The organism is Coleofasciculus sp. B1-GNL1-01, assembly GCF_040220235.1.
GTDB lineage: Bacteria > Cyanobacteriota > Cyanobacteriia > Cyanobacteriales > Coleofasciculaceae > Coleofasciculus.
Genome location: NZ_JAVJTO010000053.1, coordinates 50117 through 67641, shown reverse-complemented (window position 1 = coordinate 67641; position 17525 = coordinate 50117). Strand labels below are relative to the sequence as shown.

Genomic DNA, 17525 nt, shown 5'->3' with positions numbered 1-17525 from the left:
GATTGGGTATCGTGTTTATGCAAACCTGCCCTGTGACTTCATCTCATCCTTCCCATTCGTTGCCTGATCCGTTAAATGCATGGCATACCCACTCAATCGAAGAGTCGCTGACCCAACTGGATAGCAATCCCCAGATGGGTTTGAATTCTGAACAAGTCAGAGAGCGATCGCAATACTACGGATTGAATGAACTCGAAGAAACTGCGGGTCGCAGTTCTTGGGCTATTCTTCTGGATCAGTTCACCAACATCATGCTAATCATGCTGATTGTGGTGGCAATCATCTCCGGAGTCATTGATCTGATCGATTGGCGACAAGGAGGATTAGAGGCGGGTCAAGTTCCGTTTAAGGATACGATCGCGATTCTGTTAATCGTTATTCTTAATGGCGTCTTAGGCTATCTCCAAGAAAGTCGGGCAGAAAAAGCTCTCGCCGCCCTGAAAAATCTCGCCTCTCCTAAAGTCCGTGTCCTCCGCGAGGGTAGACCGATGGAGGTGGATAGCAAACAGCTTGTCCCTGGAGACATTATGCTCCTGGAAGCGGGGGTGCAAGTTTCTGCTGATGGACGGTTAATTGAGGAATCAAACCTCCAGATCCGGGAATCCGCTTTAACTGGAGAAGCGAACGCGGTGAATAAGGAAGCTGCCCTTACTTTAGCGGAAGATACCCCCTTAGGCGATCGCATCAATTTAGTCTTTCAAGGTACCGAAGTTGTTCAAGGTCGAGGCACCGTCCTAGTTGCAGCCACAGGGATGAAGACGGAACTGGGACGGATTGCCGAAATGTTGCAAGGGGTGGAAAGCGAACCAACACCCTTGCAACAGCGGATGACCCAATTGGGGAATGTCTTAGTCAGTGGTTCCCTAATTTTGGTCGTGCTGGTTGTTGTTGGTGGCTTAATTCAAAGTGGGGGAGATTTAGGCGTTTTCCAAAAATTAGTGGAAGTATCCCTGAGTATGGCGGTAGCGGTTGTGCCAGAAGGCTTACCTGCTGTAATTACTGTCACCTTGGCATTGGGAACTCAACGCATGGTGCGTCGCCATGCGCTGATCCGTAAACTTCCAGCCGTGGAAACCTTAGGGAGTGTGACGACGATCTGTTCGGATAAAACGGGTACCCTGACTCAAAATAAGATGGTTGTGCAATGGGTGATCACGCCCCAGCACACATTCCAAGTCACGGGAGAAGGCTATGCGCCTAACGGGGAGTTTCTCATCGCCGAGACAGCCGTTTCTACCCAAGAGTATCCCGAATTACAGGTCTTACTTCAAGGGTGCGCCCTCTGTAATGATGCCGTCTTGCAATATGAACAGGATGATTGGCTGATTTTAGGAGATCCCACGGAAGGGGCATTAATTACCCTAGCCGGGAAGGGGGGTGTTGATAAAGAACCCTTGCGGCGTCAGTTTCCTCGGGTGGGTGAAATTCCTTTTTCCTCAGAGCGGAAGCGCATGAGTGTAATCTGTCAAGGGTCAAATGGCTCAGCGGTAACCAATGATGGACAAGGAACCTACCTCATGTTTACCAAGGGTTCCCCTGAGTTAGTCTTGGAGCGTTGCCATTCTTTGCAGGCGGGCGATCGCACCGAGGTGTTGACCGATGAGCAACGAACGGATATTTTGCGACACAATAATCAAATGGCTGGGGCGGGATTGCGGGTCTTGGGGTTTGCCTATAAGCCTCTAGATGCTGCTCCTGATGATGGGGTAGATGCTAGTGAAACCACTGAGCAAGAATTAGTTTGGTTGGGACTGGTGGGGATGTTAGACGCCCCTCGTCCAGAAGTTCTGGATGCCGTGCAACGCTGTCGGAATGCGGGTATCCGCCCGGTGATGATTACCGGGGATCATCAGCTTACCGCTCGCGCGATCGCCCATGCGTTGGGGATTGCGGATCAACATGATCGGGTTCTCACGGGTCAGGAGTTACAAAAGCTGGCACAATCGGATCTGGATAAACAGGTCGAGGAGGTGAGCGTTTATGCTCGTGTTTCTCCGGAACATAAGCTGCGGATTGTACAAGGGCTTCAGCGTCAAGGTGAATTCGTGGCAATGACGGGGGATGGGGTGAATGATGCTCCCGCCCTGAAGCAAGCGGATATCGGCATTGCTATGGGGATTACCGGAACCGATGTGAGTAAGGAAGCCAGTGATATGGTGCTGCTGGATGATAACTTTGCCACGATTGTTGCCGCGACTGAAGAAGGTCGCACGGTTTATGATAATATCCGTCGCTTTATTCGTTATATCTTGGGCAGCAACATTGGTGAGGTGTTAACCATTGCAGCTGCACCGATTATGGGACTCCCCGATGTTCCCCTGTCTCCGTTACAAATTCTCTGGATGAACTTAGTGACCGACGGTTTACCCGCTTTAGCGTTGGCGGTAGAACCGGCTGAACCGGATGTGATGAAGCGTCCTCCCTTTAGTCCCCGTGAGAGTATTTTTGCCCGGGGGCTGGGTTTCTATATGGTGCGGATTGGGATTATTTTCGCCATTGTCACGATTATTTTAATGGCGCTGGCGTTTGACTATTTTCCCCTCCACTGGAAAACGATGGTATTTACAACGTTATGTTTGGCTCAGATGGGACATGCGATCGCGGTTCGTTCCAATACTCGCTTAACTGTTGAGGTAAATCCGTTCTCGAATCCCTATTTGATTTGGGCAGTCACGGTCACGACTATCTTACAATTGGCATTGGTTTATGTGCCATTTTTACAAAATTTCTTTGGTACAGAACCGCTCACACCGACTGAATTGTTGATTTGTTTAGGGTTTAGTACCTCTTTATTTATTTGGGTTGAGTTGGAGAAACTGTTTATTCGTTGGTACAAGAATCGGTAATTGGTCAGGGAACAGGGAACACCTCGACTTCGCTCGGTGTGTCACAGGGAACAGGTAATTGGAATTAATAGTCAACAGTCAACCATGACCAATGTACTTAAAATGCTTAAAGTTGCGCCAGTTTCGGAATTATCGGGATTGTTTGGTTAATTTTGAGGCACCGAAAACGATTTTGGTGGGAAATAATGCTCAAGGGAAGTCTAATCTGCTAGAAGCGGTAGAATTACTCTCGACACTGAAAAGTCATCGGTCAGGGCGCGATCGCGAATTGGTGTTGGAGGATGCCTCGATGGGTCAGATTCAGGCACTATTGGAACGGGCTTATGGTTCCGTTGAACTGGGATTAACCCTTCGCAGTCAGGGACGCCGCACTGTTGCTTTAAATCGTGAATCCTTACGTCGCCAGCTTGATTTTTTAGGGATTTTGAATGCGGTACAGTTTTCCAGTCTGGATATGGATTTAGTTCGTGGAAGTCCGGAACGACGCCGGAATTGGCTGGATTCGATTCTCACCCAACTTGAACCTGTCTATGCTTATATTTTGCAGCAATATAATCAAATACTACGCCAGCGGAATGCCTTACTGAAAACCATCCGGAAGCAGGAGGAAGAGGGGACACAAGATGGGGTAATATCAAAGCAGCCCCAGGCAGAACTTGCCCTTTGGGATGCACAACTGGCAACAGCAGGGTCGCGGGTGACTCGGCGTCGTGCTAGAGTCCTACAGCGATTAGCGCCACTTGCTCAATCTTGGCATAGTAGTATTAGTGGTAAGACAGAGGTACTGGAAGTGACCTACGCGCCAAATGTCAACCTGGAGAAAGATGACCCAGAAGGTGTTCAGCAGGCATTTTTAGATAAACTCCACCATCGTCGTTTTCCCGAACAGCGTCAGGGGATAACTCTGGTTGGTCCACATCGAGATGATGTGGAATTTACAATTAATCAAACGCCTGCTCGTTCCTATGGTTCTCAAGGACAGCAACGAACGTTGGTTTTGGCACTCAAATTGGCAGAATTAAAGCTGATTGAAGAGGTTGTGGGTGAACCGCCTTTGTTATTACTGGATGATGTTTTGGCAGAACTTGATCCTAACCGCCAAAATCAGCTTTTAGATGCGATTCAAGACCGATTTCAAACCCTGATTACAACCACTCACTTAGGCGCATTTGATTCTCAGTGGTTGAACTCCTCGCAAATTCTTTCTGTTCAAGCGGGTCAAATTCAATCCTTGGCATAAAGATTTTATAATCACCACTATATCAGCATATTAATGGCAAATTTAACATTATAGGGTGTATGACAAGTATTGCAGTGTAATCTGAATTGTTAGGGGTACAGTGTTGAAGTTTAATATTACTCAACAATTTCTTTAAGCTTGATAAAGAAGGCAGCGATTTGGGCGAAATTGCCATCGTATAGCAGTATAATCTTTATTAGTAAAGTCAGACAGGAAAATTTTGATAACGTTAAGGATTTTAAAATTTTGCGAAGTCCTATTAACATTTATTAGTACAGAGTACAAAATTTATGTCCAGGTACTTACAGTTTGAGGACGTTGGGTAGAAACGTAAATTTTTTCAAAGAAGGTTTATTCATTAACTATTAGGATTAAAGTAGAAAGAGAATCCATTAAAATTATCAATCCATTCAACTTTGCCCAAATCATAAATACTTAGTGGACGTTGTAGCTATGAACGTTAGACAACTTCTCAAACTGTACGAACAAGGAAATCGAGAATTCACAGGGATTGACCTCAGTGGGGCTAACCTCAGGGGAGTTATGTTAATCGGAGTTAACCTAACGGGGGCGAATCTCAGAGGAGCAGATTTGACCAGAGCATTTTTACTCAAATCTGATTTGAGTGGCGCTCAGATGAATTGGACGAATCTTAATTACGTTAAGATGAGCGATGCCAAACTGGTTGACGCTGATTTGACTAAAGCCAATATCAATGGTGCTTTTATGGTCAAATCAAAGCTCACGGGTGCTAAACTCAGTGGGGCAATATTGAATGGTACAAACCTCCGACGGGCTAACTTATGGGGGGCAAATCTTTGCGGAGCGCAGTTAGAACGGGTGAATTTGCGGGATGCGAATTTAACTGGCGTGAATTTCAAATGGGCGAATTTATCGGAAGCAAGGCTGATTGGTGCGAGAGTTTATGGGTCAGCCCTAAGTTTTGTCAATCTCAGCTACGCCTGGTTAAAAGATTTAGATTTAGCGGGTGCTGATTTAGAAGGAGTGAATTTCCAAGGCGCGAGATTAAGTCGGGCGAATTTAGAAGGCGCAAGTTTGATTGCCGCTAATTTAGAAGCGGCTAAACTGGATTGGGCGAATCTGCAAGGGGCAGATTTAAGCGGCGCTAATTTGGCTCAAGCGAATCTGGAGAATGCGAATCTAACCTGGGCAATCCTCAGAAGAGCTGAGTTGCTAGATGCCAATTTGGAAGGTGCAAAGCTCTATGGTTTAGATATTAACGATATGCACGTTAGTCATGGGGGGGGATTTCAAGCCAACAACCAGGGCGTGGGATTTCAAGCCAACAACCAATTTCTTTACTCAGCGGCTGTTTGACGAAAATTGATATCCTAGAATCGGGCGTACATCGGTGTGAAATCGGGCATACTGGACTGACACAGCTAAAATTGTGGAATAGGTTGTAGGTTGGGTTGACGACAGGAAACCCAACCGAATATAGGGCTAAAGTTCCCTACTACAAGCCGAATCTAATTCATCAAATAAGGTATGCCACGCCAGTACATTGGTGTAAAAAGGGGCGCACTGACGTGCGCCCCTACGGTTTCCGGATATAATGTTAATCCCTTGACATAAGACATAAGACATAGAGAATGACGAGTGACAAACGTCAACATAGATTCAGGGTTTTTCTCACATTAGGGTTGGTATTTAGTATTGTCCTACTGGTTGCTAAATCAATTTTATTTTCCCCATCCTTAGCCCGTTCTCAAACACCAACAAAAATCACAGAAATTCGAGGGGTTTGGTTGACAAATGTGGCAAGTGGTGTATTGTTTTCACCGTGGGGAATTAACCGAGCGATCGCGCAATTGTCTCAACTGAACTTTAACACGGTGTATCCGGTGGTTTGGAATCGAGGGCATACCTTTTATCCGAGTAGGGTGGCGACACAAGAACCTTTGCTGAGGATTATGCGACTCAATGGAGATGTTTTAGCAGAAATTGTACAGCAGGGACATCGCCAAGGGTTACGGGTCATTCCTTGGTTTGAGTATGGATTTATGACAACGATTCATTCTGAATTAGCGCGGCGTCATCCTAGCTGGATAACTCAGGGTTTAACTCAAAAATCTGATCCGGAGAATCCCCAACTCTTATGGCTGAATCCGTTACATCCAGAGGTACAACAGCTTATCCTGGATCTAATTAAGGAAGTAGTCAGCCAATATGATGTGGATGGGATTCAGTTGGATGATCACTTTGGGATGCCTGTGGAATTGGGTTATGATCCTTATACGCTTGAGCGTTATCAGCAAGAACATTATGGGAATCCTCCCCCGAATTCGCCATTAAATAGTGAATGGATGCGCTGGCGGGCGAATAAGATTAGCGAGTTTATGGGAGAGATTGTCCAGACAGTTAAATCGATTAAACCGGATTGTATTATCTCACTTTCACCTAATCCCCAAGCCTTTGCTTATCAACATTATCTACAAGACTGGCAAACCTGGGTACAACGGGGTTGGGTAGATGAACTCGTGTTACAGGTTTATCGGGATGAGTTGAGTCGTTTTACGGCGGAACTTAATCAACCCGCAGTACGCATGGCGCGGCGGACAATTCCAGTAAGTATTGGCATTTTAACGGGAACCTTAGGTGATCCGATTCCCTTTGAACAAATTCAAGCCCAAGTTGAAGCGGTTCGCGATCGCGCCTTTGATGGTGTATCCTTTTTTTATTGGGAAACCCTGTGGAGTTATTTGACTCCGGAGTCTCCACAACAGCGAAGGCAGGGATTTCGCGAATTATTTCCCTATCCCGCGATCGCAGAAGAATCCTGACTCAACAGGGACTCGAAACCATTGCCCATTGCCTAGTCCCTATTGCCCATTGCCTATTGCCCATTGCCTATTCCCACCACAACACTTATTCAGCAGCCCCTAGTTATAACTGAACCGGCTTTTTCTTTCCCCCAAATAATCCGCGAATCCAGCGATATAAGTTATCCACATAAGTAAATAACACGGGAACCACCACCAAGGTTAACAAGGTTGAAGTCGTAAACCCACCAATTACCGCGATCGCCATGGGACTGCGTACTTCACCATCTGCACCTAATTCTAAGGCGATGGGCATCATCCCCGCGATCGTAGACACTGAGGTCATCAAAATTGGGCGTAACCGAGACACCCCCGCCTCAACAACTGCCTTAAATTGGGGTTTTCCTTCTTTTATCCCCGCCAAAGCAAAGTCTACTAATAAAATTGCATTTTTAGTCACCAATCCCATCAGCAGTACAATCCCAATTAAGGCAAACAAGCCCAACTCTTTCTGCGTGACTAACAACCCCAGTAACGCCCCACCAATCGATAACGGTAGGGCGACTAAAATCCCAAATGGATACAAGAAATTGCTATACAGCAACACCAGAATCGCATAAATCGAGAGAATCGCCGCCCCTAATGCTGTCGCAAATCGGGTAAAAATATCCTGCATAATCTTGGCATCACCAGCCGGTTCCTCAGCCACATCGGGCGGGAGGGGATTCATCGCTGGTAATGCTTTCACCTTTTCTAACGCATCGCCTAGAGAAATCCCCTCTAAATTCGCTTCCACCGATACCTGACGATTGCGATCAAAACGGTCAATTTGCGCTGGACCACTTCCTAAACGAATATCAGCAACGGCACTAATCGGAACCAAATTCCCGGTTTGACTGGGAACCTGTAAATTTTTCAGCGTACTAATATCGGCGCGAGTTTCTGGATCAAGTTGTACCCGAATTGGAATCTGCCGATCCGCTAAATCAAACTTTGCCAGATTCGACTCATTATCGCCAATTAACGCTAACGATGCCGTTCGGGCGATCGCACCCACAGACACCCCCAAATCTGCCGCCCGTTCTGGATCAGGCTGAATCACAATTTCCGGCTTAACTAAACTGGTACTGGAAGTGACTTCCACCAATCCCGGAATATCGCGCATCTGCTTTTCCAACGTTTCCGCCGTTTGCGTCAGCGCTGGGGCATTTTCACTCTTGAGAACAATGGATAAATCCTTTCCTCCTCCCCCAGCACCTTGACTTTGGAAACTAATCCGCGCCCCCGGAATGGTTTGGAACACCTGGCGCATTTGTTGTTCAAATTCCTGCTGGGAAACCTCGCGTTCATCTTTAGGTACCAGGTTGGCGTAGACTGTACCCGAATTGATCTGATCCGCCGTCGTAAAAACCTTCTCAACCGCCTGATTTTCTTGCAACGACTGGTTGAGTTGTTGCATAATCGCTTCAGTTTCACTCAAGGTTGATCCAGGGGGAAGTTCAACCATCACTGTACTCAACCCCGTATCCCCACTATCAAATAACCCCTTGGGAATTAACGGCACCAGTTGTAAACTACCGATAAAGAAAGCAACCGCAATTAATAAGGTTGTAATCCGATGACGTAATGCCCAAGTGAGTAGATTGCGGTAAGGGTGAATTCGTTTTTTTCTAAGTCCCTGTTCCCCGTTCCCTGCCTGCCCTGAAAGGGTTCTCTGTTCCCTATTCCCTTTCGATTTCAGCAAATAGGCACTCAACATCGGTGTCATCGTACAAGCCACCAATGTAGAAAACATCGTAGACACCGCCACCGTAACCCCAAAGGGTTGGAAAAACTGACCTGGTACACCCCCCATAAATGCCACCGGAAGAAACACCGCCACAATCGTGGCAGTTGTCGCCACCACCGCCAAACCAATTTCCCGTGAAGCATCCAATGCAGCGTTAAAGGGCTTTTTGCCCATATCTAAATGTTGGTCGATGTTTTCAATCATACAAATCGCATCATCAACCAAGTTCCCCACGGCTAAGGCTAATGCCAATAATGTCATCCCGTTTAAGGTGTACCCCAACAGTTTCATCACCCCAAATGTGGGAATAATTGACAGGGGTAACGCTGTAGCCGTAATCAGTGTGACTCGCCAATCCCGCAAAAACAAACCGACGGCAATCACTGTTAAAATACAGGCTAAAATTAAGGCATCAATCGTGGCTTGATAGGAATCCCGAATCGCATCGGCACGGGTGAAAATCAGTTCCAGACTTACATCGTCTGGTAGGGTTTTTTCCAATTCTGAAACAGCTTCACGCACCCCTTCTTCCACGGTGACTAAGGTGCTACCCGTACTCCGCCGCACTGAAAAAGCCACCACGGATTCCCCATTCAACGACGCCGCCTGTCGCTGTTCGGCAAAACTATCTTCAACCTCCCCTAAACTAGATAAGGGAACCGTCGCGCCATTGGGGAGAACAATCCGATAACTTCGTAATTCCGCAACCGTTTCTGCACTTCCCAGAGTCCGAATATTTTGCTCACTTCCGCCGACATTTCCCCGCCCTCCGGGTAAGTCAATATTCAAATTGCGAATTTGATCATTGACTTGGGTGGCGGTAATCCCATAAGCTTGCAAGCGACTCGGATCAAGATCAACCCGAATTTCCCGATCCACACCCCCCAAACGGTCAATTTGCGCCACTCCGGGTACATTCAGCAGGGCGCGGCTAATCGTGCGATCGACTAAATCACTTAATTCTTCCACCGATCGCGTCTCAGACGCCACCGAGTATGTCATAACCGAACCGCCCGCAAACTCTAGGCGCTTGACAATCGGTTCATTCACATCTTGGGGTAAATCCTGACGAATTTGGGCAACCGCATTCCGCACATCATTCGTCGCGCGATCGCTATCCGTTCCCAGGACAAAACTAACGGTAGTGGTGGAACTCCCTTCCGTGACAGTGGAGGTGAGTTCATCAATATTTCCTAACCCCGCCACCGAATCTTCTATTTTCTTAGTGACTTGAGTTTCTAATTCTGTGGGTCCCGCACCGGCTTGGGTAACCGTCACCATCACGGCGGGAATATCGATATTCGGATTACTGTCAATTCCTAAGCGAAAAAAGGACACCAAACCAAAGATACCCAAAATTAGGAATAAAACAATCGTCGGAACAGGTTTTTTAATTGACCAAGCGGATAGGTTAAAAGACATAAACTTCGTTTGTACGTAGTTGCGCTTTAGCGCCGATCTAACGTTAGTATCACATCAGCCAGAGAGATGGATTCTTAATCATATTCACCAACGCTTCCAAAATTTGCTTATAACTTTGATTAATGTCTCGATTAATTTCTGGATTTATATAACCACATTTTACCGCAAAATCAAGTAATGTCTGAGTTTCAGACACTTCGGCTTCCAAGTCATTCAACTTAACAACAAATTCGTCTTCATAACGTCGTTTGCACCAAGCTTGTGCTAGATTGGCACAGACAGAACGTGAGGAACGGCGGATATTATCCGTTAATGAAAATTGTTCGTCGGCGGGAAATGTTTTGCTTATCTCAAAAATTTGCATCGCTGCATTGAAGGCTAACTGATAGACGGGCAAATCCAGATAACTCTGACTATTCATCTTCCCATGTACAAAACTGCGATATTTGTAGAGACGCGCCATGGCGCGTCTCTTAGCCGTGGAGTTCCTGACTGTATTAGCGCCGTTTAGCATCAAGGGCGGGTTTAGTTAAGTTAAAAGTTCCCTGCCAAACGTTATCCGTAAAACCCGCCCCTACAGCCTTGATTCCAAACGTACCATGGCACATTTGAAACATTATCCCCTACAACTTACACTAATTAACAACATCAACCTGATCACCATCTTTTAAATAAGCGGCACCCTTAACCACCACGCGATCGCCTACAGACAACCCACTTTTAATTTCCACCTGATTATCACTCAGAAGTTCACCCACCTCTACAGACTGGGCTTTAACCGTATTATCGGGTTGCACTATATAGGCGATCGCACTACCGTCACTTTGAGGCAAAATAGCTTTGGCAGGTAACGTTAACCCTTGGGCGGCTGAGGTGGTAATCGACGCCCGTAAAAACATACCCGGTTTTAATGATGCTGAGGCAGGTAAATCGATCTTCACCTGCGCCTGACGGGAGGCTTCATCAATCATCGGGTCAATTTCCCGAACTTTACCCGACAGTTGTAAACTACTATCTGCGTCAGAGGTAATCGTTACCGATTGTCCCGGTTTAATTTGGGGAAGTTGGGTTTCAGGAACAGTGGCAATCAGTTCTAAACGTCCATTTTCGATGATTTTGAATAGAGTTTGGGAACCAGAGGTGACATCTCCCACACGGGCATTGCGTTCGGCTATTTTACCACTCACAGGAGCCACGATGCGGGTGTTGTTGAGTTGTGCCATCGTGGATTGTACCTGTGCCTGTGCCTGGGCGAGTTGGGCTTCGGCTTGAGTAATCACTTCCCGCCTAGGTCCAGCCTGAAGTTGGGCAAGTTGCTGGTTGGCTTCTCGTAACCGGGCTTGTGCTTGTTCTAGTTGGGAACGGCTACTGCGTTCTTGATTGTAGACTTCATCTAAGCGATCGCGGGCAATCGCCCCTTCAGCTTGGAGTATTTTATTGCGATCGACCCGGGTTCTGGCTAATTCTAAGTCTGACTCAGCGGCTGCAACAGCAGATTCAGCGCTTCTCACCGCTTCTTTAGCCCGGGCAATTTCTTCGCTACGGGAACCCGCCCGGAGTTCCGCGAGGCGGGCTTCTGCTTGGGCGACGGAGGCTTGGGCTTGACTTAATTGTGCCTGGAGTACCGAATCATCGAGGCGGGCTAACAATTGTCCAGTTTTGACAACTTGTCCTTCTTCCACCAACACCTGTTGAATCTGCAACCCTGTCGCCTGAGACAGGACGGGACTCATTTCAAAAGCGGCGACACTTCCAGTGGCGTCTAAGCGGCGGTTGACACTCTCGGATGTCACTTGGGCTACAGTTACGCTTTGACTAGGGGCAGATGATGTGGCGACAGGGGGGGCTGCGGTTGGGGCGTCTGCTTGTTGAGACGAGACTAAGCGCGTCGCCCCTAACGCTAAGAGGACACCAATCCCGATGCCTAAAAACAGCCCTTTCCCGCCAGATAGCCAGCCTTTTTGGGCGTTCTCAGTTCCAGGTAGGGAAGAGGAACCTGCATCCTGTTCATAAGTGTCGGGTTCTGCTTCAGGTAGATAGAAGACGATATCGACATCCTGTTTGAGTTCGGCAGGCTTGGCGATAGGAGAACGATTTAACTGGCTTTTCTTGGGATTTGGTGCTGTCTGAGTCACTGTTATTCCTCTTGGACGGATCGAGGTCGCTAGTTTTGTAAAGATTAAGTTGATGAATATCTGGTTACTTTACTTAACACTACTTTACATTGTAGCGCAATCTTGACCAGGCGGTTGGTGGGGGAAGCTGGGAGAAATAGGGAATTGATGTAGAGACGTGCCACGATACGTCTGGCAGATAAGGGAAATGTAACCTTTCTTTACGATATGACAAGAGTAACGACTTCAACATCACCCATTGGACTCATCCAACAGAGTGATTTAGGTCATTTGTCATTGGTCATTGGTCATTGGTCATTGGTCATTGGTCATTGGTCATTCGTAAGGGAACAGGGAACAGGTAAGCATTTTGAGTTAACTTCCCTATCTCCCTCATCTCCCTCATCTCCCTCATCTCCCTCATCTCCCTCATCTCCCTCTGCTCCCCCAGCTCCCCCAGCTCCCCCAGCTCCCTCTGCCCCCCAGCTCCCTCTGCCCTCCCCCTCTCCCGCATTGGCATTGCTTATAACGATGAGGTACTTGTGTGGGGCGCACAAGTCTGAGTCCCTTTCAACACCTCTTTATATAAAATTTCTAATTGACTAATATTCCCACTCAGGGTATAGCGTTCTAAAACTCTAGCTCTAGCTTTTTGACCCAGAAGCGTTGTCCATTCCGTATGATCTCGTAACAAGGGCAATAGCGTATTCAATTGAGACGTGACCCGATGGGTATTAAGAATAATACCCGCACCACCTTCTAAAACCTCACCATCCGCCCCCGCATCGGTGGCGACACAAGCCAAACCACAAGCCATGGCTTCGAGTAATGATAAGGAGAGTCCTTCTAATAACGACGGCAAAATAAATACATCGGCGGCTTGCAGAATCTCAATCCGCTGCTGTTCATCTGCCACAAATCCTAACCAGAGAATCCCATCGTATCTATCATAAAAAGGTCTTAACGTGGGAACCAGAGGTCCATTCCCGACAATCAAAAGCTTACAGCAATCGCCCATTTCCGACTGTTTCCACGCCTTGAGTAACGCCTCTACATTTTTTTCTGTAGCAATGCGACCTTGATAAACAAAAAGACGTTGGGCATCAAATTTTAATTTCAAACTCGATGTGCCAGGAGCATATTTCTGCACATCAACTCCATTGGGAATTACGGCGAGTTTATGGCGAGGAACTCCCAAACGCACCAGCAAATCCCGTTGCAGTTGAGAAAAGATAATTACGCGATCATAATGTGCCAAAAACGGGGCATAGAGTTGATAAGCAACCAGTTGGGTACCCGACTTTAAATTGCGGCGTTTGCCATCAAAGGGGGGATGAAATGTGGCAACCAGGGGTAAATTCAGGTCTTCACAGATTTCTGGAAGCAGAAAATCTAAGGGAGACAAAGTAAGAGACGCATGGACTAAATCCGGGCGCAGTTGCTGTAAAGCCTGTTTTAAAACCTTACTCGCTTTGGGTGAGGGAATTGTATAAACTTGGGACTTGTACAAACAAGGGAGGGAGACCTCCTGACAACCCAAACACAGGGGATCTGCGGCGGTTTCCTCTTGGGCGAAATGGAGAAAACTAACTTGGTATCCTCGGTCTAGTAAAGCATTTGTCACTTCTCGACCATAAGTAACATTGCCACAAAAGGGTGATTTTTTTCCGATCCAGGCGATATGCATTCAAGTTGAATCGTGAGTCTCTATTGGTCAGCGTGGGTTCACCTCGCTGATCCTGTATCGGAAATATACCAGTTTATGCCCCCTCCCGCGATCGCAATTATGGCTAAACTGAATAAGACAGGGGTTAAACCCAGCCAGGTTTCGGCTAAACCCGCTAAGGCTAAGGGCAGACTCAGGGCAATATTCACGCCATTATTTTGCAGTCCAAAGACCTTCCCCCGCATCTCTTCCGGGGTTTCGGCTTGAATCGTGGTTTGCATGGGAATCCCTACCATCGCGCCACACATCCCCAACAGGGCGGTCATTCCTAACGCCATCCAGAGACTATGAGTAAATACCGATAATCCCACTAGCGCTGCTGACATGCCGATTGATCCATAGAGACTCAAGCGATTGTGGGTAAAATGCTGACCCCAATTCCCCAGAATCGCCGCACCAGCAGCCATTCCAATACCACCCATTGCCAACAAGAAACCAAATTGGGAGGCTTTCATCCCTGGAAGGGTTTCGGCGAGTCGTACCGCTAACACAGCTAAGGCGGCGAAAATGGAGAATAAAATGATTAATTGAATCATGGCATTGCGGACGCGCCGTTGCCGTTTGAGATAAAGCAGTCCATCCCAGATATCGGCAAAAACGTGAGGAGTTTCACCTTCAGTCGGTTCAGTGTTTTCACCTGTTCTCAGCACTAGCAGCAACAATCCCGCGATCGCATACCCCCCACCGACAACCAATTCCTTGCCAAATTGCCAATCAATCCCTAACTGCGCCACCAATTTATCGGTCAAGGCTAATAACGGATCACCTACGGCAAATCCAATAATCAAGGATGCCATCATCGTCGTGGTATAAAGGGAATTCGCCGAGAGCAAATGATGACGCTTGACAATCAACGGAATAACCGCTTGTTCAGCCGGAGCAAAAAACTGGGTTAAGGTGGACACCAAGAATGTAATAATCAACAAGCCATAGAAGCCGACGGGCAACTTATAGATGGGACTCCAATCCTGAGTCAGCCATAACACCGCCGGAACTGACCAAACCAAGACACCTCGCAGCAGATTCGTTGAGACAAGTACCGCCTTTTTTGACCAGCGATCCACGAATACCCCCGCCAGGGAACCAAACAGGACAGCCGGAATCGTGAAGGCAATCATCAAGGCTGAAACCCAACCACTGATACTGGTTCCCGCCGCCTGAAAGTGGCTAGCAATCAAGGCAATCATCAACACCAGATAGATTTTATCGGCAAGCTGAGAAAAAACCTGACCACTCCATAAGGTTAAGAAATTACCATTTTTCAGAACGGGTACAAACCCCCGTTTGCCTGCTTCAGCAGTCGGTTCAGCCGTTTTCGCTGGGATGTTCTCTGTTTGACGCGGCGGCTGGTGAGGTTCTCGATAATTGCGCTTAGTCGCAGACGATGACTTTTTTTGGACAGGATGTTGGTTAACTCGTTTGGATTCAGATTCAGATAATCGCATTCTTTACTCTTCAGTTGGCTGCTGTGGCTGATCAACCCCAATGGGTGAATCGTCCACTCCAGGTATTTTGATCGGTTTTGTATGAAACTACACTTTCTCTATCATCGCATGTGAACTACCCAGGGTTCACCTCTATCCAGGTAGAGTGTGGGCTTTTGACTTCGTGGAGGACGGCTTTCGCCGTAAAAACCGTCTATGTTCGTTTGTGGACAGATGCTAAATTAGACCACAAATTATTTATAGGGAATCGATTGCCATGATTTGCAGGATGTTCGGGATTAGTGCGGTTGTAGGGGCGAGTCGCTGCACAAATATGGCGGTGTGAGAATTAACCTGTCTCGACTCGCCCTTGTCTAAAGATACGCGGTGTCCGTAAATTATGTATGGCGGGTCTATGATTCGGCAGACATCGCCAAGGCGTCTACTAACGTAGCTGAACGAATGGAACGACCAAAGTGATACTGGGCATAATCCCGTAACATGCGCTCCACTTTTACCCAGAGGGGAGCGATCGCGCCTAGGGATGCCTGGGATAACTCCGCCGCCGCGAGTTGTTGTACTATTGTCAATTCAACGGCATTCAGTTTACAGGTTAAGCGGGGTAAAGGGGATTGAGCCACTCCCTGACTACGGTTAGTAACGGGATGGAACCGATTCTCAGGTTGAGATGCCTCTACTGCCAAAGTATAGGTTCCCCCCGCCTCCACACTAAACCCGACGTGCCAATTCTGATCCGTAAAATCAGGCTGAATCGGGTGCTGAGAGATACAACACTGTTGCACTTGCGGCGCAATCCCAGCTAACGCCAATAGGTGAAAAATCCCCTGGCAAAGGTGTGCCAAAAGGAGGGATGTACCGGAGGAACTGCTGCTTAATGGGGGTAACTGTTCCAATCGCCGCAGATGCTCATTAAATAAAGCGTACAATTCGGCTTGGGGTTGCTCACTTAGAGCATGACACAAGACTAATTCCGCTAGGTACTGACTAGCTGCTAGTTTCCCTAAATCCTTCGCCAATCCCGGATAGGATTCCAAGGTTTCAGCTTGAGTAATTTTATCAAGCGATCGCCCTTTGTAGATCAGTAACTGATTCACGACAAACAAGCCCATTCTACCCGCCAATTTCGAGTTCTGTTTGCGGGAACCTGGTGCCACTACCCGAATCAATCCCCACTCTGGCGTTAAAATCGTGACTAGGCGATCGGCTTCACCTAGCGGCATACTTTTTAGATTAATTCCAGTGGCGTTATAGGTTTTTGTCATGGTTCATGGTTTATTGTTCATGGTTCATGGTTCATAGTTCATGGTTTATTGGTCAGGGTGGGTTTAGTCACATCTGGGTGGCAAAAAATGTTAGTCGTCAAATCCCCCCTACACCTCGGTCAGGGCGGGTTTTGTAGAAACGTTGATAACAACAATCAATATTAATCCCTAAACCCGCCCCTACAGACTGTACCTTTTCATTCTTCATCTTTTTCCTCACGCTGTTGCAACAACTCTGGTCCACGAGAGGTTCCTAGTCGGGTTGCTCCGGCTATGACTAAATCTAACGCTTGTTCGATGGTGCGGATACCTCCTGAAGCTTTAATTCCGATTTGTCCTTTTGTCAAGTCTTTCAAGAATTTGACATCTGACACCGTTGCACCTCCATGCCAACCTGTACTGGTTTTGAGAAATTGCGCTCCAGCATCAATGCAAATTTCGGCGGCGAGTTGTTTTTCAGTGTCAGTTAAAAGCGTTGTTTCCAAGATAACTTTGACGGTTTGCCCGGTTTCCTCGCAGATTTGGGCAATTTCGCGATAGATAGCATCAGTGTTCCCCGTTTTTAATGCCCCTAAATGAAGCACGACATCCAATTCAGTCGCGCCATTTTCTACCGCTTCTTGGGCTTCGTAGAGTTTAGCCGCAGTTGTAGTAGCGCCAGTGGGAAAGCCAATCACGGTACAGACGTTGGGAGCTTTGTTATGTAAGAGTTCCGCCGCCAGTTTGACATAGACTGGATAGACACAGACTGTGGCAAACCGAAATCGATCTGCCTGACGACAACATTTTTCTACCTGTTCGGGTGTCGCCGTGGGCGAGAGGAGGGCATGATCAATCAGAGGAGCAATATCAATATCAGGATAATCCATTGCGATCGCGTTTCTACTCTATAAAACTT

General features: G+C 47.3%; 12 protein-coding genes. 4 read left to right on the top strand and 8 right to left on the bottom strand.

Annotated elements, in window-relative coordinates; translation table 11 throughout:
* Positions 1 to 17 precede the first annotated feature (17 nt).
* From RID53_RS13755 to RID53_RS13740, 4 genes are all read left to right on the top strand, one after another.
* Positions 18 to 2846, top strand: coding sequence for a cation-translocating P-type ATPase (locus RID53_RS13755; RefSeq protein WP_446388639.1), 2829 nt, complete (start codon positions 18 to 20; stop codon positions 2844 to 2846).
* Positions 2847 to 2937: 91 nt separating this feature from the next.
* Positions 2938 to 4086, top strand: a complete 1149-nt coding sequence (gene recF / locus RID53_RS13750) for a DNA replication/repair protein RecF (RefSeq protein WP_446388638.1) — start codon at positions 2938 to 2940, stop codon at positions 4084 to 4086.
* 453 nt (positions 4087 to 4539) lie between these two features.
* A complete protein-coding gene (locus RID53_RS13745; RefSeq protein WP_446388637.1) occupies positions 4540 to 5424 on the top strand; it encodes a pentapeptide repeat-containing protein in 885 nt (294 codons plus the stop codon).
* Between the two features lie 275 nt (positions 5425 to 5699).
* A complete protein-coding gene (locus RID53_RS13740) occupies positions 5700 to 6890 on the top strand; it encodes a glycoside hydrolase family 10 protein (RefSeq protein ID WP_446388636.1) in 1191 nt (396 codons plus the stop codon).
* Positions 6891 to 6993: 103 nt separating this feature from the next.
* Here RID53_RS13740 and RID53_RS13735 read toward each other — a convergent pair whose 3' ends face one another.
* The 8 genes from RID53_RS13735 to deoC form a co-directional block, all read right to left on the bottom strand.
* Positions 6994 to 10080, bottom strand: a complete 3087-nt coding sequence (locus RID53_RS13735) for an efflux RND transporter permease subunit (RefSeq protein WP_446388635.1) — start codon at positions 10078 to 10080, stop codon at positions 6994 to 6996.
* Between the two features lie 49 nt (positions 10081 to 10129).
* On the bottom strand, positions 10130 to 10543 hold the full coding sequence (locus RID53_RS13730; RefSeq protein ID WP_446388634.1) for a four helix bundle protein: 414 nt from the start codon (positions 10541 to 10543) through the stop codon (positions 10130 to 10132).
* Positions 10544 to 10715: 172 nt separating this feature from the next.
* Positions 10716 to 12164 (bottom strand): efflux RND transporter periplasmic adaptor subunit, encoded by a 1449-nt coding sequence (locus tag RID53_RS13725; RefSeq protein ID WP_446388668.1) that lies wholly within the window; start codon positions 12162 to 12164, stop codon positions 10716 to 10718.
* 359 nt (positions 12165 to 12523) lie between these two features.
* The gene (locus RID53_RS13720) at positions 12524 to 12751 is read right to left on the bottom strand and encodes a hypothetical protein (protein ID WP_446388633.1); all 228 of its coding nucleotides are present in this window, start codon (positions 12749 to 12751) and stop codon (positions 12524 to 12526) included.
* Positions 12718 to 13881: a glycosyltransferase family 4 protein gene (locus RID53_RS13715; protein WP_446388632.1), complete on the bottom strand. Its 1164-nt coding sequence runs from the start codon at positions 13879 to 13881 to the stop codon at positions 12718 to 12720. Before RID53_RS13715 ends, RID53_RS13720 begins: the two co-directional genes overlap by 34 nt.
* 38 nt (positions 13882 to 13919) lie before the next feature.
* Complete coding sequence (locus tag RID53_RS13710) at positions 13920 to 15365, bottom strand: MFS transporter (protein WP_446388631.1); 1446 nt, start codon at positions 15363 to 15365, stop codon at positions 13920 to 13922.
* Positions 15366 to 15757: 392 nt separating this feature from the next.
* The gene (gene recO / locus RID53_RS13705) at positions 15758 to 16627 is read right to left on the bottom strand and encodes a DNA repair protein RecO (protein ID WP_446388630.1); all 870 of its coding nucleotides are present in this window, start codon (positions 16625 to 16627) and stop codon (positions 15758 to 15760) included.
* Positions 16628 to 16824: 197 nt separating this feature from the next.
* Entirely contained in the window at positions 16825 to 17502 is a 678-nt protein-coding gene (gene deoC, locus RID53_RS13700; protein ID WP_446388667.1) for a deoxyribose-phosphate aldolase, read from the bottom strand.
* Positions 17503 to 17525 lie beyond the last annotated feature (23 nt).